Below are 21,796 nucleotides of genomic sequence, written 5' to 3'. Positions count from 1 at the left end.
AAGGCCAGCGCCGCGGCGCTGAAGAAGTTCCCGGAATTCAACGCCTCGCTCGACGCCAGCGGTGAAAACCTGACCCTGAAGAAGTACTTCCACATCGGCTTTGCCGCCGATACGCCGAACGGCCTGGTCGTGCCGGTCATCCGCGACGTGGACAAGAAGGGCGTGGTGCAGATCGCGCAGGAAACCGGCGAACTGGCCAAGAAGGCGCGCGACGGCAAGCTGGGCCCGGCCGACATGAGCGGCGGCTGCTTCTCGATCAGCTCGCTGGGCGGCATTGGCGGCACCGCGTTCACTCCGATCGTCAATGCACCGGAAGTGGCCATCCTGGGCGTGTCCAAGTCCTCCATCCAGCCGGTCTGGAATGGCAAGGAGTTCGCGCCGAAGCTGATGCTGCCGCTGTCGCTGAGCTACGACCACCGCGTCATCGACGGCGCCCTGGCCGCACGCTTCACCACGTACCTGTCGCAGGTGCTGGCCGACATGCGCCGCGTGCTGCTGTAAGGCATCGCTTCGCCCCCACCGTGCGGCCGCTGCCCCTGGCGCGGCCGCGTGAACAGATGCAGTGACAGCCCGCCGGCCCTGCCGGCCGGGCACAAGGAAAACCACCATGGCCACGATTGAAGTCAAGGTTCCCGACATCGGCGATTACAGCGATGTTCCGGTGATCGAAGTGTTGGTCGCCGTCGGCGACACGGTGAAGAAGGACCAGGGCCTGGTGACGCTGGAGAGCGACAAGGCCACCATGGAAGTGCCGTCCTCGGTGGCCGGCGTGGTCAAGGAGATCAAGGTCAAGCTGGGCGACACCTTGTCCGAAGGCGCCGTGGTCGTGGTACTGGACGCTGAAGGCGCCGCCGATGCCCCGGCCAAGGCCGCTGCGCCGGCTCCGGCTGCGGCCGCTCCGGCCAGCAAGCCGCCGGTGACCCCCTCGCACCGCGCCCCGGCCGAGCCGGTGGCACCGAAGCCGGCGCTGTCCAGTGGCAAGCCGGCCGACATCGAATGCGAAATGGTCGTGCTGGGCTCCGGCCCGGGCGGCTACACCGCCGCCTTCCGCGCCGCCGACGTCGGCCTGGACACGGTGCTGGTCGAGCGCTACGCCAGCCTCGGCGGCGTCTGCCTCAACGTCGGTTGCATTCCGTCCAAGGCGCTGCTGCACGCCGCCGCGGTGATCGACGAAGTGGCCCACGCCGGCGATTTCGGCGTCGAGTTCGGCAAGCCGACCATCACCCTGGACAAGCTGCGCCAGTACAAGGAAAAGGTCGTCAACCAGCTGACCAAGGGCCTGGCCGGCATGGCCAAGCAGCGCAAGGTCCGCAACGTGCAGGGCGTCGGCAGGTTCATCTCGGCCAACGAACTGGAGATCACCGCCGCAGACGGCAGCACCCAGCTGCTGCGCTTCCAGAAGTGCATCATTGCCGCGGGTTCGCAGGCGGTGAAGCTGCCGAACTTCCCGTGGGACGACAAGCGCGTGATGGATTCCACCGACGCGCTGGAGCTGGCCGAAGTGCCGGGCTCGCTGCTGGTCGTCGGCGGCGGCATCATCGGCCTGGAAATGGCCACTGTGTACAGCGCACTGGGCAGCAAGGTCACCGTGGTCGAGTTCATGGACCAGCTGATGCCGGGCGCCGACAAGGACCTGGTCAAGCCGCTGGCCGACCGCCTGAAGAAGCAGGGCATCGAAGTGCACCTGAAGACCAAGGCCTCGGGCGTCACTGCCGATGCCAAGGGCATCACCGTGACCTTCGAGGCGGCCGAGGAAGGCCAGGCGCCGGCGCTGGCGCAGGGCACTTTCGACCGTGTGCTGGTGGCCGTCGGGCGTTCGCCGAACGGCAAGAAGATCGATGCCGAGAAGGCCGGCGTGCAGGTCACCGAGCGTGGCTTCATCCCGGTTGATCGCCAGATGCGCACCAACGTTCCGCACATCTTTGCCATCGGCGACATCGTCGGCAACCCGATGCTGGCCCACAAGGCCACGCACGAAGGCAAGCTGGCCGCCGAAGTGGCCGCTGGCCACAAGAAGGAGTGGGTGGCCCGGGTGATTCCGTCGGTGGCCTACACCAACCCGGAAATTGCCTGGGTGGGCGTGACCGAGACCGAAGCCAAGGCCAAGGGCCTGAAGGTCGGCGTGGCCAAGTTCCCGTGGGCCGCCAGCGGCCGCGCGATCGGCATCGGTCGCACCGAGGGCTCCACCAAGCTGATCTTCGATGAGGAGACCCACCGCATCATCGGCGGCGCGATCGTTGGCGTGCATGCCGGTGACCTGCTGGCCGAGATCGGCCTGGCCATCGAGATGGGTGCCGAAGCCGAAGACATCGGCCACACCATCCATGCGCACCCGACGCTGAGCGAATCGGTGGCGATGGCCTCGGAAATCTACGACGGCACGATCACCGATCTGTACATGCCGAAGAAGAAGTAAGGCGCCTGCGCCTTCACGAACGAAAAGCCCTGGCATCTACCGGGGCTTTTTGTTTCTTCGTTCGACGCCGTTGCGAGCGTTCGGGCCGCTGCGCGGGTGGCAGGCATTTGGACAAATGTCCCCCGTCGCCCGCCTGCGGCGGTCGCCTCCTCCTTTACTTTGTCCAAATGCCTGCCACCCGCGCAGCGGCTCGGCTTGCGGATAGTAAGAGCCAGTGCCAAAGCCGCCCGGATGCCTGACACGCGGGGGGAGAGGGGCTTGCGTGCGAAGTAAAGGAGGAGGTGACGGCCGCAGGCCGGCGCCGGGGGACATTCGCACGCAAGCCCCTCTCCCCCCGCGCTCGACCAACCTGCTTCTCTGCTCGACGATGCCACAAAAAACGCGGCCCCGATGTTCCGGAGGCCGCGCCAGGAGAGAGAGCGTGGAAGGGACGAGGGATCAGAACACGAAGCTGACGCCGGCCACCGGGCCCTTGAATTCCTGCTTCAGGCCGATGGTGCCGTCGCTGCCCTTCTTGTCCGCATCGAGCTTGAACCAGTCGTAGCCGGCGAACACACCGAAGTTCCTGGTGAAGCGGTAATCGACGATGGCGTTGGCGCGGCTCAGATCGCCCTTGTAGTCATCGAAGCTGCCCCAGCGCGTGTTGAGGTACTGGCCCTGCAGGGTGATCATCCACTTCTCGGACGGGGTGAAGCTCAATCGCGCACCGACCACCGGCGCCACGCCGTCGGTCTTCTCGTTGAGGAACTGGCCTTCGTACACGGTGCCCAGATCGGCGTAGGCCTTGGTGCTGACCTTGGCGTACTCGGCACCCAGCTGCAGGCCGAGGTCGAACGTATCGGTGTCCACCACCGAGTAGTCATAGACCAGGCTGGCCACCTGATACTTCAGTTCGCCCTTGACGAAGCTGCCGGACGGCACGTTGACGTCACCGAAGGAGATGTCCTGGCCGAGGGTCTCGCGGCGGTCCTTGTCGTACTTGAAATAGTTGAACAGCAGGCGCTGGCGGTTGCTGATGCGGAACATGCCGTCAATGCGCGGCTCCCACTCCTTGCCACCCAGCTTGAAGTCCTCGGAGAAGCCGATGTCCTGCCCGGCGACATTGGTCTTGCCGCGGAGCGTGTTGTCCGAGTCGATGTTCATCGCACCCAAGCGCAGGGCAAAGCGGTCGTCGCCTTCGGCGGCGTGGGCAGCGGTGGCGAACGAGGCGCCGGCGGCGATCAGGGAGAGAGCGAGCAGGGTGGGTACGGGGCGCATCGAAGAGTCCTTGCAGTGGTTCATCAGAATGAAGACCACTGTGCCGGACCGGCCCGTCCACCATCCGTGAACGTATGGTCCACGGCATGTGCACGGTTCAGTGCTGTCGCGGCGATGCAAAAAGATGGCCCCGGAGACGGGCTTCGGGGCCATCGTGGGACCTGCGGGGTGGAGCCGACGAGGATGCTGCAGGCAGGTCGAAAGATTGGACCCGCGTATCCGGCGAAAGTTCCTCGCCTGCGACCAAAGTTCAATACTGCGGTGCAGCATCATGCGGACGTCATTGTCCCCCGGGTGGTACGCAAAAATGTAACCGTTACCGCAACTTGCGGCTTCCCGGGATGAACAGGCAGCGGTTGTCTCGCAAATTGTCCCATTGCTATAATTTGGCGGCTCGATGAGGCCCCCCTGCTGTAGCCGCCTCAGCCTTCCACTTGCAACCACGCGGGACGTCCTGTGCTGAACTCCGTTGATGCGGGTCGGCGACTGATGCTGCGCGCCGCGGTCTACCCGCTGGCCGCGGTCGCTGTCCTGGCCCTGGCCTTCCTGCTGGTCGGTCCGAAATATGCCCTCGGCGCGCTGGCGTCCGGTGTGGCCATTTCGGCCGGTGGCTGGGTGGCGGCAAGGATGGCGCTGGGGGGCGGTGCGGTGGCCGCCGGATCGGCGATGGCTCGCCTGATCATTGCGATCGTGGCCAAGTGGGTCGTGGTTTTCGGCGTCCTGCTGGTGGGGTTCCTGGTCTTCAAGCTGCCTGCATTGGCGCTGTTGGCCGGTATCGCCGTCGGCTTGATGTTCCAGGTCCTGGCGATGGCCAGGCGTTGACAGAATTCAATTAACTGAAGGTTCCGGACACATGGCGGGCGAGGCTCTAACCCCTACCAGCTACATCCAGCATCACCTGCACAACCTGACCGCGCCGGTCGGCAAGGGTGAGGGTATGTTCTGGCATATCCACGTCGATACCTTCCTCACTGCGGTCCTGATGGGCCTGGTGATCGTTGTCGCGTTCTGGCTGGGCACCCGCAAGGCCACCGCCGGCGTGCCGGGCAAGTGGCAGGCCTTCGTCGAGATCTGCCTGGAGTTCGTCGACCGCCAGGCCAAGGACACCTACCACGGCAAGAGCAAGCTGGTCACGCCGATCGCCATCACCATCTTCTTCTGGATTCTGCTGATGAATCTGCTGAAGATGATCCCGGCCGATTTCATCGCCAAGCCGCTGGAATGGGCGGGCGTGCACTACTGGAAGCCGGTGCCGACCGCTGACGTCAATGCCACCCTGGGCATGGCCATCAGCGTGTTCTTCCTGATGCTGTTCTTCGCACTGAAGTCGAAGGGCCTGGGCGGCTTCATCAAGGAATTCCTGACGGCGCCGTTCGGCAAGTGGATGATGCCGTTCAACCTGATCCTCAACATCGTCGAGTGGCTGAGCAAGCCGATCTCGCTGGCGATGCGACTGTTCGGCAACATGTTCGGCGGCGAAATCGTGTTCCTGCTGATCTGGGTGCTGGGTGGTGCCGGTTTCTTCGGTGCCATTGCCGGTGGTGTGTTCGGCCTCGGCTGGATGCTGTTCCACCTGCTGGTGATCCCGCTGCAGGCCTTCATCTTCATGATGCTGTCGATCGTGTACCTGAGCCTGTCGGAAGACGCTCACTGAGTTTCAAGCTTCAACGCGTTTCAACCTTCATCCGTTTCATCACCCTTAGCAACTTAAGTTCCTGGAGATAACCATGTACTTCGCCGTCCTGACCAACTTCGCGCAGATTCAGAGCTCCACCGCCCTTGCCGTCGGCATCATGATCGGCCTGGCCGCGCTGGGCGCCGGTCTGGGTCTGGCCATCATGGCTGGTAAGTTCCTGGAGTCGGCCGCCCGCCAGCCGGAACTGATCCCGGTCCTGCAGGTCCGCATGTTCATCACCGCCGGCCTGATCGACGCCGCGTTCATCATCTCGGTCGCCGTTGGCCTGCTGCTGGCCTTCGCCAACCCGCTGTCGGCTGCCTTCGCTGGCGCCGTCACCAAGGCTCTGGCCGGCTGATACAGCGGTTTGAGACGACCGGGTGCTGATGCACCCGGTTTCGGATGAAGGCCGGATGTGCCGCTTCGGCGGCGCGTCCACCCCGAAACCAGCGATCGAGCTAACCATGAATATCAATTTCACCCTTCTTGCGCAGGCGCTGGCCTTCGCTGGTCTGATCTGGATCATCGCGACCAAGATCTGGCCGCCGCTGATGAACGCGATCGAAGAGCGCCAGCAGAAGATTGCTGAAGGCCTCGCTGCTGCCGACCGCAGCCAGAAAGATCTGGCCCAGGCGCAGGAGAAGGTCAACGAAGCGCTGAAGGAAGCCCGCACCAAGGCCAACGAGATCATCGATCAGGCCCATGCGCGTGCCAACCAGATCGTTGATGCTGCCCGCAACGAAGCGATCACCGAAGCCACCCGTCAGAAGGAACTGGCCCAGGCTGAAATCGACGCCGCCGCCAACCGTGCCCGTGAAGATCTGCGCAAGCAGGTGTCCGCGCTGGCCGTGACCGGTGCCGAAAAGCTGCTCAAGCGCGAAATCGACGCCAACGCCCACAAGGCGCTGCTCGACGAGCTGGCCTCGGAGATCTAAGGATGAGCCAGGCCCTCACGCTTGCCCGCCCGTACGCCCGCGCCGCGTTCGCGACCGCGCGCGGCGAAGGCGCGTTCGCGCCGTGGTCGGACGCCCTGGCGTTCTCCGCCCACGTCGCCGCCGACCCGCGCGTGGCGGCCCTGCTCGCCAACCCGGAGCTGGGTCGTGACGACGCCGTCGCCCTGCTGGCGCCGGTGTCCCACGGCGAGACCTACTCGCGCTTCCTGGCCATCCTGGCCGAATCGCATCGCCTGCCGCTGCTGCCGGAAATCTCCGGCATGTTCGACGCCCTGCGCGCCGAAGCCGAGCACGTGGTCAAGGCCACCGTCACCTCGGCTGCCGAACTGTCGGCCGGTGAACTGGACGCGATCAAGGTCGCGCTGCGCAAGCGCTTCAACCGCGAGGTCGACGTGACCACCGCGGTCGATGCCTCGCTGATCGGCGGCGCCGTGATCGACGCCGGCGACGTGGTCATCGATGGTTCGCTGAAGGGCAAGCTGGCCCGTCTGCAGACCGCGCTCGCTAACTGAATTCATTTAACGTCCGGCCCCGCTGCCGGCACTAGGACTTGACGATGGCAACCACGCTCAACCCCTCCGAAATCAGCGAACTGATCAAGAACCGCATCGAGAAGGTCAAGCTGGCCGCGGAATCGCGCAACGAAGGCACCGTGACCAGCGTGTCCGACGGCATCGTGCGCATCTTCGGTCTGGCCGACGTGATGCAGGGCGAAATGATCGAACTGCCGAACAACACCTTCGCACTGGCCCTGAACCTGGAGCGCGACTCGGTCGGCGCCGTGGTCCTGGGTGACTACGAGCACCTGCGCGAAGGCGATGTCGCCAAGACCACCGGCCGCATCCTGGAAGTGCCGGTCGGTCCGGAACTGCTGGGTCGCGTCGTGAACGCGCTGGGCGAGCCGATCGACGGCAAGGGCCCGCTGGGCACCGACCTGACCGCTCCGGTGGAGCGCGTTGCTCCGGGCGTGATCTGGCGCAAGTCGGTCGACCAGCCGGTGCAGACCGGTTACAAGTCGGTCGACTCGATGATCCCGATCGGCCGTGGCCAGCGCGAGCTGATCATCGGTGACCGCCAGACCGGCAAGACCGCCATGGCGATCGATGCCGTGATCAACCAGAAGGGCACCGGCATCAAGTGCGTGTACGTTGCGATCGGCCAGAAGGCGTCGACCATCGCCAACATCGTGCGCAAGCTGGAAGAGAACGGCGCGCTGGCCCACACCATCGTGGTCGCCGCGACCGCTTCCGAATCGGCTGCCATGCAGTACATCAGCGCCTACTCGGGCTGCACCATGGGTGAGTACTTCATGGACCGCGGCGAAGACGCGCTGATCGTGTACGACGATCTGTCCAAGCAGGCTGTCGCCTACCGCCAGATCTCGCTGCTGCTGAAGCGCCCGCCGGGCCGCGAAGCCTACCCGGGTGACGTGTTCTACCTGCACTCCCGTCTGCTCGAGCGTGCAGCCCGCGTGTCCGAGGAATATGTCGAGAAGTTCACCGAAGGCAAGGTCACCGGCAAGACCGGTTCGCTGACCGCGCTGCCGATCATCGAAACCCAGGCCGGCGACGTGTCCGCCTTCGTTCCGACCAACGTGATCTCGATCACCGACGGCCAGATCTTCCTGGAAACCGACCTGTTCAACGCCGGCATCCGCCCGGCCGTGAACGCCGGTATCTCGGTGTCGCGCGTCGGTGGCTCGGCCCAGACCAAGATCATCAAGAAGCTGTCGGGCGGCATCCGTATCTCGCTGGCCCAGTACCGTGAACTGGCTGCCTTCGCGCAGTTCGCCTCGGACCTGGACGAAGCGACCCGCAAGCAGCTGGAGCGTGGCCAGCGCGTCACCGAGCTGATGAAGCAGAAGCAGTACGCGCCGATGTCGATCGCCAACCAGGCGCTGTCGATCTACGCCGTCAACGAGGGTTACCTCGACGACGTGCCGGTCAACAAGCTGCTGGCGTTCGAAGAAGGCCTGCACGCCCACTTCGCCAATACCCAGGGCGAGCTGATCAGCAAGGTCAACGCCACCGGCGGTTGGGACAACGACATCGAAGGTGCCTTCAAGAAGGGCATCGCCGAGTTCAAGACCACCGGCAGCTGGTAATCGCGGTCCTGTAGAGCGGAGCCCCAGGCTCCGCTGGACCAGATGACAAACGGTTGAACAACGCGGGGCATCAGCCCCGCGCCACGGGAAACAAGAGATGGCAAGCGGACGCGAAATCAAAACCAAGATCAAGAGCGTGCAGAACACCCGCAAGGTGACGCGCGCCCTGGAAATGGTCTCGGCCTCCAAGATCCGCAAGGCGCAGGATCGGATGAAGACCTCGCGTCCGTACGCGCAGGCGATGAAGCAGGTGATCGGTCACCTGGCCCAGGCCAGCACCGACTACCAGCATCCGTTCCTGGTCGAGCGTGAGCAGGTCAAGCGGGTCGGTTTTATCGTGATCTCCTCCGATCGCGGTCTGGCCGGCGGCCTGAACAACAACCTGTTCCGCAAGATGCTGGGCGAAGCCAAGGCATGGCAGGACAAGGGTGCCGAAGTGGACCTGGTGACCATCGGCCAGAAGGCTTCGACCTTCTTCCGCCGCGTGAAGGTCAACATGGTCGGCAGCGTGACCCACATCGGCGACGTGCCGAAGCTGGAATCGCTGATCGGTGTGATCAAGGTCATGCTCGACGCCTTCACCGAAGGCAAGATCGACCGCGTGTACCTGGTCTACAACCGCTTCGTGAACACCATGGTGCAGAAGGCCAGCTTCGATCAGCTGCTGCCGCTGCCGCCGGCCGAGAAGCAGGTCGCTCACCACGACTGGGACTACCTGTACGAACCCGATGCCGCGACCGTGCTGGAGCACGTGATGACGCGTTACATCGAGTCGCTGGTGTACCAGGCACTGCTGGAAAACGTCGCCTCCGAGCATGCCGCACGCATGGTTGCGATGAAGGCGGCGAGCGACAACGCCAACAAGCTGATCGGCACCCTGCAGCTCGTCTACAACAAGGCGCGCCAGGCAGCGATCACCCAGGAAATCTCCGAAATCGTCGGCGGCGCGGCAGCAGTCTGACCGCGTTCGTTCAAAGCACACATTAGAGGATGCAGCAATGAGTCAGGGCAAGATCGTTCAGATCATCGGCGCGGTCGTCGACGTCGAATTCCCGCGTGAATCGGTGCCGAAGGTGTACGACGCACTGAAGGTCGAAAACACCGAGATCACCCTCGAAGTCCAGCAGCAGCTGGGCGACGGCGTGGTGCGTACCATCGCCCTCGGTTCCACCGACGGCCTGAAGCGCAACCTGGTTGCCGTCAACACCGGCCGCGGCATCTCGGTGCCGGTCGGCGCCGGCACCCTGGGCCGCATCATGGACGTGCTGGGCCGTCCGATCGACGAAGCCGGCCCGGTCGCTGCCAGCGACAACTGGGAAATCCACCGCGCTGCGCCGTCGTATGAAGACCAGTCTCCGGCCACCGAGCTGCTGGAAACCGGCATCAAGGTCATCGACCTGATGTGCCCGTTCGCCAAGGGCGGCAAGGTCGGCCTGTTCGGCGGCGCCGGCGTCGGCAAGACCGTCAACATGATGGAGCTGATCAACAACATCGCCAAGGCGCACAGCGGCCTGTCCGTGTTCGCCGGCGTGGGTGAGCGTACCCGTGAGGGCAACGACTTCTACCACGAAATGAAGGACTCCAACGTCCTGGACAAGGTGGCGATGGTGTACGGCCAGATGAACGAGCCGCCGGGCAACCGCCTGCGCGTCGCGCTGACCGGCCTGACCATGGCCGAGTACTTCCGCGACGAGAAGGACGAGAACGGCAAGGGCAAGGACGTCCTGTTGTTCGTCGACAACATCTACCGCTACACCCTGGCCGGTACCGAAGTGTCGGCACTGCTGGGCCGTATGCCGTCCGCGGTGGGTTACCAGCCGACCCTGGCCGAGGAAATGGGCGTCCTGCAGGAGCGCATCACCTCGACCAAGAACGGCTCGATCACCTCGATCCAGGCCGTCTACGTTCCCGCGGACGATCTGACCGACCCGTCGCCGGCGACCACCTTCGCCCACCTGGACTCGACCGTCACCCTGTCGCGTTCGATCGCCTCGCTGGGTATCTACCCGGCCGTCGATCCGCTGGACTCCACCAGCCGCCAGATGGATCCGCTGGTGATCGGCCACGAGCACTACGACACCGCCCAGCGCGTCCAGCAGACCCTGCAGAAGTACAAGGAACTGAAGGACATCATCGCGATCCTGGGCATGGACGAACTGTCCGAAGAGGACAAGCAGGCCGTGTCGCGCGCCCGCAAGATCGAGCGCTTCTTCAGCCAGCCGTTCCACGTGGCCGAAGTGTTCACCGGTTCGCCGGGCAAGTACGTGCCGCTGAAGGACACCATCCGTGGCTTCAAGGCCATCGTCGATGGCGAGTACGACCACCTGCCGGAGCAGGCGTTCTACATGGTCGGCGGCATCGAAGAAGCGGTCGAGAAGGCCAAGAAGATGGCCGAGAAGGCCTGATCCGGGACGGGCAGGAGCGATCCTGGCCGACCTGACGCCGGCGCCGGGCAACCGCCCGCGCCGGTGGACCCCCACGGTGGCATTGCGCCACCGCGAACAGCGAAGAGATTTGCATGAGCACGATCCGTTGCGACATCGTCAGCGCCGAGCAGGAAATCTTCCGTGGCGAAGCGACCCTGGTCGTGGCCACCGGTGAGCTGGGCGAACTGGGCATCGCGCCCAAGCACGCGCCGTTGATCACCCGCCTGAAGCCGGGCAAGGTGGTGGTGACCACGCCGAACGGCGAGCAGCTGGATTTCGCCATTTCCGGCGGCATCCTGGAAGTGCAGCCGCAGGTGGTGACCGTGCTGGCCGACACCGCGATCCGCGCGCAGGACATCGACGAAGCCTCGGTCCGCAAGGCCAAGGAAGAAGCCGAGCGCATCCTGGCCAACCGCGGCGAAGCGATGGAAGTGGCCGAAGCCCAGCAGAAGCTGGCTGAAGCCGTCGTCCAGCTGCAGGCACTGGAACGCCTGCGCAAGAATCTCAAGCACTGAGGTTCGCGCGTCATCAAGCACAGGCGCCGGCTAGCTGCCGGCGTTTTTGTTTGTTCGCCACAGGAGCAGGGAATGCAGCACTACTCGACAGCGATTGAAGGCGGCAGCTCGCAGCGGCCGTGGCGCACACCGGCAGGCGTGTTCCTGATTGCGTGGATCGTTCTGTGCCTGCCATGGCTCAGTGGCATCAAGACCATCCCCTTCGATGCCGTGCAGCAGTTCTTCCCGGCGGTCAGTTTCAGTGCCGAGCAGCTGCGTCACCTGCAGGCCCCCTGGTGGAATCCGTATCTCTACGGTGGCTACCCGCAGGTGGCCGATCCGCAGATGATGACGCTGCAGCCGACGATGCTGCTGCCGATGCTGCTGGCGCCGGGCTCCCTGCACCTGTTCACGGTGGTGGTGCTGCTGCATGTGCTGGCAGGCGGCCTGGGTGCACTGCGGTTGAGCCGCGTGCAGGGCATGCCGCCGCCGGCGCAGCTGCTGTTCGCACTCACGCTGATGTTTGGAGGTGTGGCCGCGTCGCGCCTGCAGCACACGCCGATGATCATCAGCTACTGCCTGCTGCCCTGGCTGTGGCTGGGCCTGGAGCAGGTCCGCCGGCGGGGACGGATGCGCGACATCCTGCTGGCCGGTGTGGCCGGCGGTATGTGTACGCTTCAACTGACCCAGGTCACCTATTTCATCATCCTCGCGTGCGTGATCTACGCAGTAGCTGCTGTCGTGCTGGCACAGGGGCAGCGCATGCGCCTGCTGTGGCAGCTGGGCGTGGTGGCCATTCTCGCCGGCGTTGTCAGTGCGCCGCAGTGGCTGTCTACGCTGGCTTGGCTGGACCAGACCAATCGCAATGGCTTGACGTTGGAAGCCGCGCTGCCGGGTGCCATCCACTGGCAGACACTGGTGACACTGCTGTCGGGCAACGTGTTCTCGCAGGGGCGCGGCGACAGCTGGGCCTTCGGTGATATCAGCGCCGATTACCTCTATGTGGGGGCAGTGCCGCTGGCGCTGTGGCTGCTCTGGGGCGGTGAGGTGCTGCGGCGCAAGCCGGCGGCGACGCGCATCGCGCTGTGTGCGCTGACGCTGGCGATCATGGTCGCGGTGGGTGGCGCGACGCCGCTGTTTCCTTGGTTGTTTGGCTGGCTTCCGGGGCTGGACCTGTTCCGGCGCCCATCCGATGCGCTGTTCCTTACCGTGCCTCCGGCGGCGTGGCTGGGTGCCAATGCCCTGCAGGTTGCCCTGCAGCGGCAGCCATTGCGATTGCATCGGGTGTCCGTGGCGGTCGTCGCAGTGCTGGGTGCGTGCGCTGCATGGCTGGCGATCGATCATTGTCATCCGCTCGCTTTCGCCTGGCTTGCGGTCAGCGCCGCGCTGGGCGTAGCCGCGGTGCGGGTGCTGCGCCGCCACCAGGCGCCTGCGCGCTGGGTGCTGGTACTGGTGCTGTTGGACCTGCTGCTGTTCAACGTCGGCACCAGGTTCAACGCGGGCAGCGGCACAAAGTCGGTGCTCACCGCCGATCGTGCGGGTCCTGCGCAGCGCGCCTATGCGCTGCTGGCGGCAGAGCGGCATGTCGGCATACCCGAGCGCGCGGTGGTCTTCGGCATCGGCGGACTCACCAACGGCGCGGCGGTGCATGCCATTGCGCTGGCAAACGGCTACAACCCGCTGCTGGCAAGCGACTATCTGCAGATGACCGGGATGCCGGGCGAGCCGGTGGATACCTTCCAGCAGAAGGTCCCCACTGCCTGGATGCCAGACACCGCTGCTCCCCTGTACGACCTGCTGGGCGTGCGTTGGCTGCTGGCTCAGGAGCCGTTTCCGGGCTCCAGCGCGCACGGCGACCAGGTGGAACTTGCGCGGCGTGACAGCGTGCTGCCACGTGTACTGAATCCGCGGCAGGTGCGCCGCCATGAGGAGCGTCTACCGCCTGCGCCGCTGTTCAACCAGACCGATTTCAACCGGCAGCTATGGCTGCCGGCAGCCGCCAGCAGCCACTGTGCCGAACAGGATGCCGGCGAGGCCACGGTGCAGGTGCTGCACTACCAGCCGGGACGCATCGAGCTGACGGTGGTGGCCGACCACGCAGCATGGGTGGTGATCAACGAAACCACCGGTCGTGGCTGGCAGGCGCAGCTTGAGGATGGCCAGGTACTGCCGCTGCTGCGCGGCAATGGCCTCTTCCATGCGTTGTGCGTGCCGGCCGGGCAGCATCAGGTGCGGTTGCGCTACAGCGCGCTGCAGCTGTGGCGTGAGGGACTGGGCGCGCCTGTGCCAGAGCCGTGACGCTGACCGCTGACCGCTGACCGCGATCAGCGATACACCACATGGCGCATCAACAGGAACGACACGCACGCCAGCCCGCCTTCCACCAGCGGCTTGGCCAGCCACGTGTACTGCAGGCCCAGCGCCTGGTCGACCAGGCTGACCAGCAGCGTGCTCGCTGCCGTCAGCAGCAGCCACAGCCCGAAGAAGCGTGCGAAGCGCTTCCATCCCAGCTTGCCGGCACCGGCCTCGGCAAAGGTGTAGCGGCCGTTGAGCCAGAAGCCCAGCAGCATGCCGGCCAGGCGACCGGCGATGTTGGCCGGCGCGACCGGCATGCCCAGCGCGGTGGCGACCACGAACACCAGCCAATCGACCAGCAGCTGCACGAGCCCGATCACAAGGTAGGTGCTTCCCTGGCGGAGCAGGCTCATCGGCATGGTGAAGGAGGAGGGATGCCCATGTTAACGGCCCACGCTCTAGAATCACCGGCAACGAACTACGGACTGCTGCTCCCATGACCCAAGCCCTGCACGTCATCATCCTCGCCGCCGGCGCCGGCAAGCGCATGAAGTCGGTGCTGCCAAAGGTGCTGCAGCCGATCGCCGGCCAGCCGATGCTGGCGCACGTGATCGATGCGGCCCGCGAGCTGCAGCCGGCGGCCATCCACGTGGTTTACGGCCATGGTGGCGAGGCGGTGCGTCGGTACTTCGCCGGCCAGCCCGACCTGCAGTGGGCCGAACAGGCCCAGCAGCTCGGTACCGGCCACGCAGTGGCGCAGGCAATGCCGCAGGTTCCCGACGCTGCGCAGGTGCTGGTGTTGTACGGCGATGTGCCGCTGATCCGCGCGCAGACCCTGCGCGACCTGCTCGCGCAGCCGGGCCGGCTGGCAGTGCTGGTGGCCGATGTCGATGACCCGAGCGGGTACGGCCGCGTGCTGCGCGATGCAGAGGGCAAGGTGGGCTCCATCGTCGAGCAGAAGGACGCCACCGACGACCAGCTGCGCGTGCGCACGATCAACACCGGCATCATCGCCGCAGAGTCGACCGCGCTGCGCCGCTGGTTGTCGCAGCTGTCCAACAGCAATGCGCAGGGCGAGTACTACCTTACCGATGTGTTCGCGTTCGCCGCGCATGAGTACACCCCGGCCGAGATGGCCCTGGTCGCCGATGCACAGGAGGCTGAGGGCGCGAATGATCCGTGGCAGCTGTCGCAGCTGGAACGCGCCTGGCAGCGCCGTGCGGTGCGTGCTCTGTGCGCTCAGGGCGCGCGCGTGCGCGATCCGGCACGCCTGGATATCCGTGGCACCGTCACCGTGGGCAGCGATGTGCTGATCGATGTCGACGTTGTTCTTGAAGGCAACGTCGTGCTCGGTGACGGCGTTACCGTAGGCCCGTTCAACCGGCTGAAGGACGTCAACCTGGGGCCCGGCACCGAAGTGCGCGCGCATTGCGACCTGGAAGGCGTGGTCACCGAAGGTGCCGCGCAGATCGGCCCGTTCGCACGCTTGCGGCCGGGTACCGTGCTGGCCGATGGCGTACACGTCGGCAACTTCGTCGAAACCAAGAAGGTCACCCTCGGCGTCGGCAGCAAGGCGAACCATCTCACCTACCTGGGTGACGCGGTGATCGGCAGCAGGGTGAACATCGGTGCCGGCACCATCACCTGCAACTACGATGGCGTGAACAAGTCGACCACCACCATCGGCGACAACGCCTTCATCGGCTCCAACACCTCGCTGGTGGCGCCGATCACCATCGGCGAGGGCGCGACCATCGCTGCCGGGTCGGTCATCACCCGCACCGCGCCGGACGGCAAGCTGACGCTGGCACGTGCACGACAGGAAACCATCGATGGCTGGAAGCGCCCGGTCAAGAAGTCCTGAGCCACGGGTGCCGCGCACCGATGAGCTGGGTGTGCTGCCGACGATCGAACAGCGTGCCGGTGAACTGCTGAGGGGCCACGAGGCCTATCCGGTGTTTGCCGGCCACGGCCTGGACCTGCCGACGCTGCAGGAAGGCCGTGAGCGTGGACAGCTCTGGGTGGTGGATGGCGCCGGCGGCGGCATTGCCGGCTACCTGCTGGCCGGCGACCTGGCAGGCGAGTTCCATGTCCTGCAGATGGATGTGGATCCAGCGCGCGCGCGTCGTGGCCATGGCCGTGCATTGCTGCGGCATGCCTTGGCGCAGGCCAGGGCCACCGGCTTTGCTGCAGCGGTGCTGACCACGTTGAGCGATGTACCGTGGAATGCAGCCTTCTATGCCAGCGAAGGATTCGTTGAAGTGCCGGAGGCGGAGTGGAACGATGGCCTGCGCGCCGTCATGGCCGAAGAGGCTGCGCTCGGGTTTCCGATGCACCTGCGGGTGGCGATGCGGCGGGTCTGGTAGGTGCCGACCCTGGTCGGCACATCCACGCATGGCGTGGATCTACCCGATTGGCCCGCTCACCCCACCGGCAACAGGATCGACACGCACAGCCCGCCATCACCGCGGTTCTGCAGCGACACCCGCCCACCGTGCGCCTCCACGATCTCGCGGGTCAGTGCCAGTCCCAACCCGGTACCGTTGCGCTTGGTCGAATAGAACGGCATCAGCGCGTTCTGAAGCACCTGCTCGTTCATGCCCTTGCCACGGTCCAGCACATCCAGGCGCAGCCATTGCGGCAACCGCGTCAGCTGCACCTGCACGTCATCATTGGGCGGATCGGCTTCGGCACAGGCTTCATGCGCGTTCTTCAGCAGGTTCAACAGCGCCTGCCCGAACTGCGCGATGTCGATCCGGCTGCTCAGTTCCTCGTCCGGTTCACGTTCCATGCTGAACGGAATCTGCTGGCGCAGGCTGGACAGGAAGGGCGCCCAGTGCACGGTCTGCAGTTGCGGTTGCGGCAGCTTGGCGAAGCGCGCATAGCCACGGATGAATCCTTCCAGGTGGCGCGCGCGGTCTTCGATGGTGGTGAAGATCTCCGGCAGCCGATCGAAGCGCTCGCGCTGCACCAGCACGCCACCGGAGTGGGCCAGCGAGGCGATCGGTGCCAGTGAGTTGTTGAGCTCGTGGCTGATCACCCGGATCACCTTCTTCCACGTCTGCACTTCCTGGCGGCGCAGTTCGGCGGTGAGCAGGCGTACCAGCAGCAGGTCGTGCGGGCGGCCGTTGAGCTGGAAAGATCGGCGTGAAAGGTGATAGACCTGTTCGTCGTCCTCATCGCCGTCTTCGCCTTCCGCATGCACCGCAAACAGGCTGTCGCCGCCACGGGCGATGGCATCGCGCAGCTCCACCGGCACCTGTTCCAGCACCTCTTCCAGGCGCTGGCCTTCCAGCTTCCAGCCGCCATGCAGCAGCTTGCGCGCGGCCAGGTTGGAGAACACCACGCGGGCGATGCCATCGCCGCCGGAAGCAATCAGCAGCATCGCCACCGGGGTGTTCTGTACCATGGTGTCCAGCAGCAGTTCGCGCTGCACCAGGCCCTGCCGCTGCTCGCGCAGCACGTCGCCCAGTTCGCGGTGCGCCTGCACCAGGTCACCCAGTTCGTCGTTGCCCGGCCAGTACACACCGAAGTTGTACTCACCGTCGCGGTAGCTGCTGGTGGTGCCGGCCAAGGCGCGCATCAATGAACGTACCGGCGCGGTGGCACGGCGCAGGGTCCACCACATCAGCGACAGCAGGATCAGCGCCGACACCGTGGTCACCACCCAGCCATGGTCCATCCAGTAGGCCAGCAGCCACGGCAACGCGGCGGCCAGCGCCAGCACCGGCAGCAGGCGCAGGAACAGGCGGAAGGTGAACGAGCGCCGTTTCATTCGCGTGGGATGCCGTGCCGGTCCATGCGCCGGTACAGTGCCTGGCGGCTCAGGCCGAGTTCGGCGGCGGCCTGGGCGATGACGCCGTGGTTGCGCGCCAGCACATCCTCGATGCGCGCACGGTCGGGATCATTGCCGGCACTGGGTGCCGGTCGCGGCGCAGGTGCGGCACGCGGCAGGTTCAGGTCGGCCACTTCGATGCGGTTGCCGGTCGCCAGCAGCTCGGCCCGCTGGATCACGTTGCGCAGTTCGCGCACGTTGCCGGGCCAGGGGTGCCGTTGCAAGGCCGCGGTGGCGGCGCTGGAAAGTGGCTTGCCGGCGGTCAGGAAGCGCTCGGCCAGGGGCACGATGTCGCCCGGGCGCTCGGCCAATGGTGGCAGTACCAGTTCCACCGTGTTGAGGCGGTAGTACAGGTCTTCGCGGAAGGTGCCGTCGCGGATCATCGCCGGCAGGTCGGCATTGGTCGCGCTGACCACACGGACTTTGACCTGGCGCTCGCGATTGGAGCCAAGACGCTCGAAGCGCCCTGTTTCCAGCACACGCAGGAGCTTCATCTGGCCGCCCAGCGACAGGTTGCCGATCTCGTCCAGGAACAGCGTTCCGCCGTCGGCGGCTTCGAACTTGCCCTCGCGTGCCTTGTTGGCGCCGGTATATGCGCCGGCCTCGGCACCGAACAGTTCGGCCTCGATCAGTTCCGAGGGCAGGGCGCCGCAGTTGACTGTGATGAACGGGCCCTTGGCCACCAGCGAGTTGGCCTGGATGATCTGCGCGATCTTCTCCTTGCCGGCACCATTGGGGCCGGTGATCAGCACCGGCAGTTCGGAGCGCGCGACCTGGCAGGCCAGCGCGATGATGCGCTCGCTGGCCGGATCGGCGAAGACCGCACCACACAGCTCGTACTTTTCTTCCAGCGCATTGCGCTGGCGCAGCTCACGGCTGCGGCGGCGGTCCAGCTCGCGCCGCGCCTCGGACAGCTCGAGCAGGTTGTTGACCGTGGTCAGCAGCTTGCGGTCGTCCCAGGGCTTGGCCAGGTAGTCGGCGGCACCGGCCTTGACCAGGTCCACCGCACTGCTCAGGTGGGTCCAGGCGGTGAGCAGGATCACCGGCAGGTCCGGGTGGCGCGCGCGGATCTGTGCGAACAGGTCTTCGCCTTCTTCGCCGGAGGTGGTGTCCTCGCTGAAATTCATGTCCTGGATCACCAGGTCGACCGGCTGCGACTCGAGCAGGGCCAGCCCTTCGGCCGGGCTCTGCGCCTGCAGGGTGTCGATGTCATGCAGGGAGAACAGCACGTCCAGCGCGGTGCCCACGCTGGCGTTGTCGTCGATGATCAGGATCGAAGGCATCAAGCAGTTCTGCAGAAAGGGATGGGCGGCGCCGATGGAGCCGTGTTCGTATCCATACGCCGGGAGAGCCCGGCGCCACCCATCAAGCATAGCCAAAGCCGTGGCGACGAGGGCGGGCTGGTTTCAGCGCCGCGCTGGTGGAGGCGGTGGTGCCGGCGGTGGCGGAGCGACCAGCGCCAGCCGCCACGAGGCGGCGTCCACCGGCACGGTGAGCTCGCGTTTGTCGCGGCGCAGCAACAGGTACGCAGTCGGGGCACTGGAATGCCGCAGTGCATCGGCAAGATGCTCGATCCGCCGCACAGCCGTATCGTCCAGGCGCAGGATGCGGTCGCCGCTGCGCACGCCGAAGCGGGCTTCCGGACGCGCGGCTTCCACCCGTACCTGGCCCTCGGTCGAGCGGAGCGCCAGGCGGGCATCATCCTGGCGCCATTCCAGCGTCTGCGAGCTGCCACCGCCGGCCAGCGCCGGCAGTGGCAGCAGTGCCATCAACAGCATCCGGCAGGCACGCATCTCACGCGCCCCGCGTTGCAACTGCGGGCGGGACCGCTGCTGCGCGCCTGGCCGGCCCGAACACCGCGACCTGGCCCAGCACCCACAGCAGCAGCGCGCCCAGCGGCAGGTAGTACAGGGGCATGCGTGGCAGCTCGTACAGGTTCATCAGTGCCAGATTGATCGCGTAGGCCGCCAGCATGCCCAGCACGATCCCCAGCGAGGCCAGCAGGAAGTTCTCGGTCTGGAAGTAGCGCAGGATCTGCCCGCGGGTGGCACCGAGCGCGCGGCGGATGCCGATCTGCTTGCTGCGCTGCTGCACCCAGAAGCTGGCCAGGCCGATGATGCCCAATGCGGTGACCACCAGCAGCGAGATGCTGACGGTGATCAGCAGGCCAACCATCGCGCGGTCGTTCTTGAAGAAGTCCTTGCGCTGGTCTTCATAGGTCAGCTTGTCGCGCATCAGCCGGTTGGGGTCGTTGCGCTCCAGCGCGACTGCACCGGCGTCGAGCACTTCCTGGCGGCGTTCCGGCGAGGTGCGCAGCATGTAGGTGCCACCGTCGTCGAAGGTGCGCCGCACCGGCAGCAGCATCGAGTTGGTCCAGTTGTCATTCCAGCCATTGGGCGTGCTGAGCGTGTCGACGATGCCGACCACGTGCAGCGGCTGCTTGCCCATGTAGTAGGTCTTGCCCAGCGCGCTGCCGTTGGGTTCCATCTTGGCGGCAGTGGACTGGGTGAAGATCACCGGGATGGCCTTTTCCTTGGCGCCGCCCTTGCTGACGTCTTCGAAGTTCTGGTACTCGCCGGGCAGGAAGTCACGGCCGGCGATCAAGTTGATGCCCAACGTGGCCAACCCGTTCTCCGAGAGGGTGTACATCGAAGCGTTGGTGGTCGGCCGTTCCTGGTCGACCTCGCGCGAGATGCTGCTGCTGGACGAGCCGTTGCGGAAAGGCACCTGGTTGATGATGGTGACGTTGCTGACGCCGGGAAGCGCACGCAATGACGCCAGGTCCTCACGGGTGCGGGCCATGGCATCGGTCTGCTTGCCGATGCCGCTGACGCGGAGCATCACCAGTTCGTTCTCGGCGATGCCGCTGGGCATGCTGATCTTCTCCACGCGCTGGCTGACCAGGAACAGCGCGTTGCAGACGATGGCGCAGGTCAGTGCGACTTCCAGCACGATCAGGGCAGCGGCAGTCTTGTGCCGGCGCAGCGTGCTGAGGATGGGGCGGATGTCCATGGGAGTCCTCGTTCGGGTGCTTACTGCGACTTGAGCTGGATGGCCGGAGTGACCTGCATGGCGCGCCAGGCAGGCAGGAAACCGGCGGCAAGGCTGGCGAACAGGGTCAAGCCCAGCGCGAGCAGCAGCATGTTGCCGTCCAGGTGGGCCAGCTTTGCGTACTCCACCGGTTGCTGGCGCACCGCGAACAGGCCCAGCAGGGCCAGGCCGATGCCCAGCACGCCCCCGACCACGCCGACTGCGCCGGCTTCCACCAGGCACTGCAGGAAGATCTGGCCGCGGCTGGCACCGAGTGCGCGGCGCACGCCGATCTCACCACTGCGGCGCAGGAACTTGGCCAGCAGCAGGCCCACCGTGTTGACCAGGCAGACCCCCAGGAATCCCAGTGCCAGCCACAGCTGCAGGCGCACGTCGCTGGGCACCGCGCCGTTGAAGTCCAGCCATTCCATCACGGTGCGCAGGCGCACGTTCGGCGGGTGCTTGAAGCGGCCGGCCTGGCGCTGCTGGCTCGAATAGTTCTCCAGGTAGCGGCGGTAGTCGGCGGCCTTGGCCGGGTCCATCTCCACCCAGTACTGCAGCCACGCGCACGGCGCATTGAGCGAGTAGCTGTTGCCGTCGGGATTTTCGCCGAAGCAGTTCATGTTGCCGTTGCTGCCCAGTTTCAGGTCGAAGGACGTGGAAATCGGCAGCAGCAGGTCCTCGTTCTTGCCGTAGCTGCCGGTGGTCAGGTCGTAGAAGTGCGGCTCCGGGCTCCACTCCTTCATCACGCCGACGATGCGGTAGCTCTGGCCTTCCATGCGCAGGTCGCGGCCTACGCTGTTGGCGCCCTGGTAAAGCTTGTCGTTGAGCGCCTTGGAGATGACCACCACGCGTGCTCGGCCTTCGTCGTCCTCGCGCGTCCACGGGCGGCCGTACTGCATGGGCACCTCGAACATCGGGAAGAAATCGGCCGAGGTCCAGCGGGTGTCGATGCTGAAGGGCTTGAGGGTGCTGTTGTCCGGTTCGATGGTGCCGCCACCGCCGCTCATCAGCGCCTGGCGCTCGCCCCTGGCTTCGCGCAGCAGGGCTTCCCCGTCGAAGCGGGTCAACTGGGTTTCCGGCTCCTCGCCCGCGACATAGGCGCCGGTCGCGGCATCGAGCTGCACATAGAACAGCCGGTCACTCTTGCCGGGGATCGGGTCGCCGGACAGCACGTGGAACACGGTCAGGGTGGTCATCGAGGCACCGATGCCAAGGGCGATGGCCACCACCATCAGCGCAGTCAGGACCTTGTTGCGGCGGAAACTGCGTACCGCCAATCGGGCGTAGTAGGCGAACATGGGAATGCCC

21 protein-coding genes are annotated in these 21,796 nt (G+C 65.7%); 14 read left to right on the top strand and 7 right to left on the bottom strand.

Annotation, left to right across the window (positions count from 1 at the left end; all coding sequences use genetic code 11):
• Both A7X97_RS08310 and lpdA read left to right on the top strand, forming a co-directional pair.
• The coding region (locus tag A7X97_RS08310; RefSeq protein WP_181503434.1) for a 2-oxo acid dehydrogenase subunit E2 at positions 1 to 501 on the top strand (501 nt) is incomplete at its 5' end.
• Between the two features lie 106 nt (positions 502 to 607).
• A complete protein-coding gene (lpdA, locus tag A7X97_RS08305; protein WP_111007817.1) occupies positions 608 to 2,416 on the top strand; it encodes a dihydrolipoyl dehydrogenase in 1,809 nt (602 codons plus the stop codon).
• A 438-nt stretch (positions 2,417 to 2,854) separates the two neighbouring features.
• Here the strand turns inward: lpdA and A7X97_RS08300 are convergent, their stop codons facing one another.
• Positions 2,855 to 3,673 (bottom strand): hypothetical protein, encoded by an 819-nt coding sequence (locus tag A7X97_RS08300; RefSeq protein ID WP_005419516.1) that lies wholly within the window; start codon positions 3,671 to 3,673, stop codon positions 2,855 to 2,857.
• A 456-nt stretch (positions 3,674 to 4,129) separates the two neighbouring features.
• Here A7X97_RS08300 and A7X97_RS08295 point away from each other — a divergent pair, with 456 nt between their 5' ends.
• From A7X97_RS08295 to A7X97_RS08250, 10 genes are all read left to right on the top strand, one after another.
• Positions 4,130 to 4,495, top strand: a complete 366-nt coding sequence (locus tag A7X97_RS08295) for a hypothetical protein (protein WP_014648497.1) — start codon at positions 4,130 to 4,132, stop codon at positions 4,493 to 4,495.
• A 31-nt stretch (positions 4,496 to 4,526) separates the two neighbouring features.
• Complete coding sequence (gene atpB, locus A7X97_RS08290; protein ID WP_005411134.1) at positions 4,527 to 5,327, top strand: F0F1 ATP synthase subunit A; 801 nt, start codon at positions 4,527 to 4,529, stop codon at positions 5,325 to 5,327.
• 73 nt (positions 5,328 to 5,400) lie between these two features.
• A complete protein-coding gene (gene atpE, locus A7X97_RS08285) occupies positions 5,401 to 5,706 on the top strand; it encodes a F0F1 ATP synthase subunit C (protein WP_005411133.1) in 306 nt (101 codons plus the stop codon).
• Positions 5,707 to 5,812: 106 nt separating this feature from the next.
• The gene (locus tag A7X97_RS08280) at positions 5,813 to 6,283 is read left to right on the top strand and encodes a F0F1 ATP synthase subunit B (protein WP_005419512.1); all 471 of its coding nucleotides are present in this window, start codon (positions 5,813 to 5,815) and stop codon (positions 6,281 to 6,283) included.
• 2 nt (positions 6,284 to 6,285) lie between these two features.
• On the top strand, positions 6,286 to 6,813 hold the full coding sequence (locus tag A7X97_RS08275; protein WP_111007816.1) for a F0F1 ATP synthase subunit delta: 528 nt from the start codon (positions 6,286 to 6,288) through the stop codon (positions 6,811 to 6,813).
• 44 nt (positions 6,814 to 6,857) lie between these two features.
• Entirely contained in the window at positions 6,858 to 8,405 is a 1,548-nt protein-coding gene (gene atpA / locus A7X97_RS08270) for a F0F1 ATP synthase subunit alpha (RefSeq protein ID WP_005419511.1), read from the top strand.
• Between the two features lie 97 nt (positions 8,406 to 8,502).
• Entirely contained in the window at positions 8,503 to 9,366 is an 864-nt protein-coding gene (atpG, locus tag A7X97_RS08265; protein ID WP_005411129.1) for a F0F1 ATP synthase subunit gamma, read from the top strand.
• A gap of 37 nt (positions 9,367 to 9,403) precedes the next feature.
• The gene (gene atpD, locus A7X97_RS08260) at positions 9,404 to 10,810 is read left to right on the top strand and encodes a F0F1 ATP synthase subunit beta (RefSeq protein WP_005419510.1); all 1,407 of its coding nucleotides are present in this window, start codon (positions 9,404 to 9,406) and stop codon (positions 10,808 to 10,810) included.
• 113 nt (positions 10,811 to 10,923) lie between these two features.
• Positions 10,924 to 11,346 (top strand): F0F1 ATP synthase subunit epsilon, encoded by a 423-nt coding sequence (locus A7X97_RS08255; protein ID WP_005419509.1) that lies wholly within the window; start codon positions 10,924 to 10,926, stop codon positions 11,344 to 11,346.
• A gap of 72 nt (positions 11,347 to 11,418) precedes the next feature.
• A complete protein-coding gene (locus tag A7X97_RS08250) occupies positions 11,419 to 13,623 on the top strand; it encodes a glycosyltransferase family protein (RefSeq protein ID WP_111007815.1) in 2,205 nt (734 codons plus the stop codon).
• Between the two features lie 26 nt (positions 13,624 to 13,649).
• On the opposite strand, the gene A7X97_RS08245 is transcribed toward A7X97_RS08250, so the two are convergent.
• Positions 13,650 to 14,033: a GtrA family protein gene (locus tag A7X97_RS08245; RefSeq protein ID WP_061479886.1), complete on the bottom strand. Its 384-nt coding sequence runs from the start codon at positions 14,031 to 14,033 to the stop codon at positions 13,650 to 13,652.
• A gap of 83 nt (positions 14,034 to 14,116) precedes the next feature.
• Here A7X97_RS08245 and glmU point away from each other — a divergent pair, with 83 nt between their 5' ends.
• Positions 14,117 to 15,484, top strand: a complete 1,368-nt coding sequence (gene glmU / locus A7X97_RS08240) for a bifunctional UDP-N-acetylglucosamine diphosphorylase/glucosamine-1-phosphate N-acetyltransferase GlmU (protein WP_072167221.1) — start codon at positions 14,117 to 14,119, stop codon at positions 15,482 to 15,484.
• Positions 15,453 to 15,986: a GNAT family N-acetyltransferase gene (locus A7X97_RS08235; protein ID WP_088496543.1), complete on the top strand. Its 534-nt coding sequence runs from the start codon at positions 15,453 to 15,455 to the stop codon at positions 15,984 to 15,986. The genes glmU and A7X97_RS08235 overlap by 32 nt, the downstream gene beginning before the upstream one ends.
• Positions 15,987 to 16,042: 56 nt before the next feature.
• Here the strand turns inward: A7X97_RS08235 and A7X97_RS08230 are convergent, their stop codons facing one another.
• The 5 genes from A7X97_RS08230 to A7X97_RS08210 all read right to left on the bottom strand — a co-directional run bounded on the left by A7X97_RS08230 (position 16,043) and on the right by A7X97_RS08210 (position 21,786).
• Positions 16,043 to 17,395, bottom strand: a complete 1,353-nt coding sequence (locus A7X97_RS08230; RefSeq protein ID WP_005419497.1) for a sensor histidine kinase — start codon at positions 17,393 to 17,395, stop codon at positions 16,043 to 16,045.
• Positions 17,392 to 18,738 (bottom strand): sigma-54-dependent transcriptional regulator, encoded by a 1,347-nt coding sequence (locus tag A7X97_RS08225; RefSeq protein ID WP_049411106.1) that lies wholly within the window; start codon positions 18,736 to 18,738, stop codon positions 17,392 to 17,394. Before A7X97_RS08225 ends, A7X97_RS08230 begins: the two co-directional genes overlap by 4 nt.
• Positions 18,739 to 18,861: 123 nt before the next feature.
• Positions 18,862 to 19,233, bottom strand: a complete 372-nt coding sequence (locus A7X97_RS08220) for a PDZ domain-containing protein (RefSeq protein ID WP_172412113.1) — start codon at positions 19,231 to 19,233, stop codon at positions 18,862 to 18,864.
• Between the two features lie 16 nt (positions 19,234 to 19,249).
• The gene (locus A7X97_RS08215; RefSeq protein WP_072167217.1) at positions 19,250 to 20,467 is read right to left on the bottom strand and encodes an ABC transporter permease; all 1,218 of its coding nucleotides are present in this window, start codon (positions 20,465 to 20,467) and stop codon (positions 19,250 to 19,252) included.
• Positions 20,468 to 20,487: 20 nt separating this feature from the next.
• Positions 20,488 to 21,786 carry an ABC transporter permease gene (locus A7X97_RS08210; RefSeq protein ID WP_072167216.1) on the bottom strand — a complete coding sequence of 433 codons (1,299 nt, stop codon included), beginning with the start codon at positions 21,784 to 21,786 and terminating at the stop codon, positions 20,488 to 20,490.
• Between the last annotated feature and the right edge of the window lie 10 nt (positions 21,787 to 21,796).

Origin of the sequence: Stenotrophomonas sepilia (assembly GCF_003244875.1) — a bacterium.
GTDB classification, from domain to species: domain Bacteria; phylum Pseudomonadota; class Gammaproteobacteria; order Xanthomonadales; family Xanthomonadaceae; genus Stenotrophomonas; species Stenotrophomonas sepilia.
This window is presented reverse-complemented; position numbering and strand designations above follow the sequence as displayed.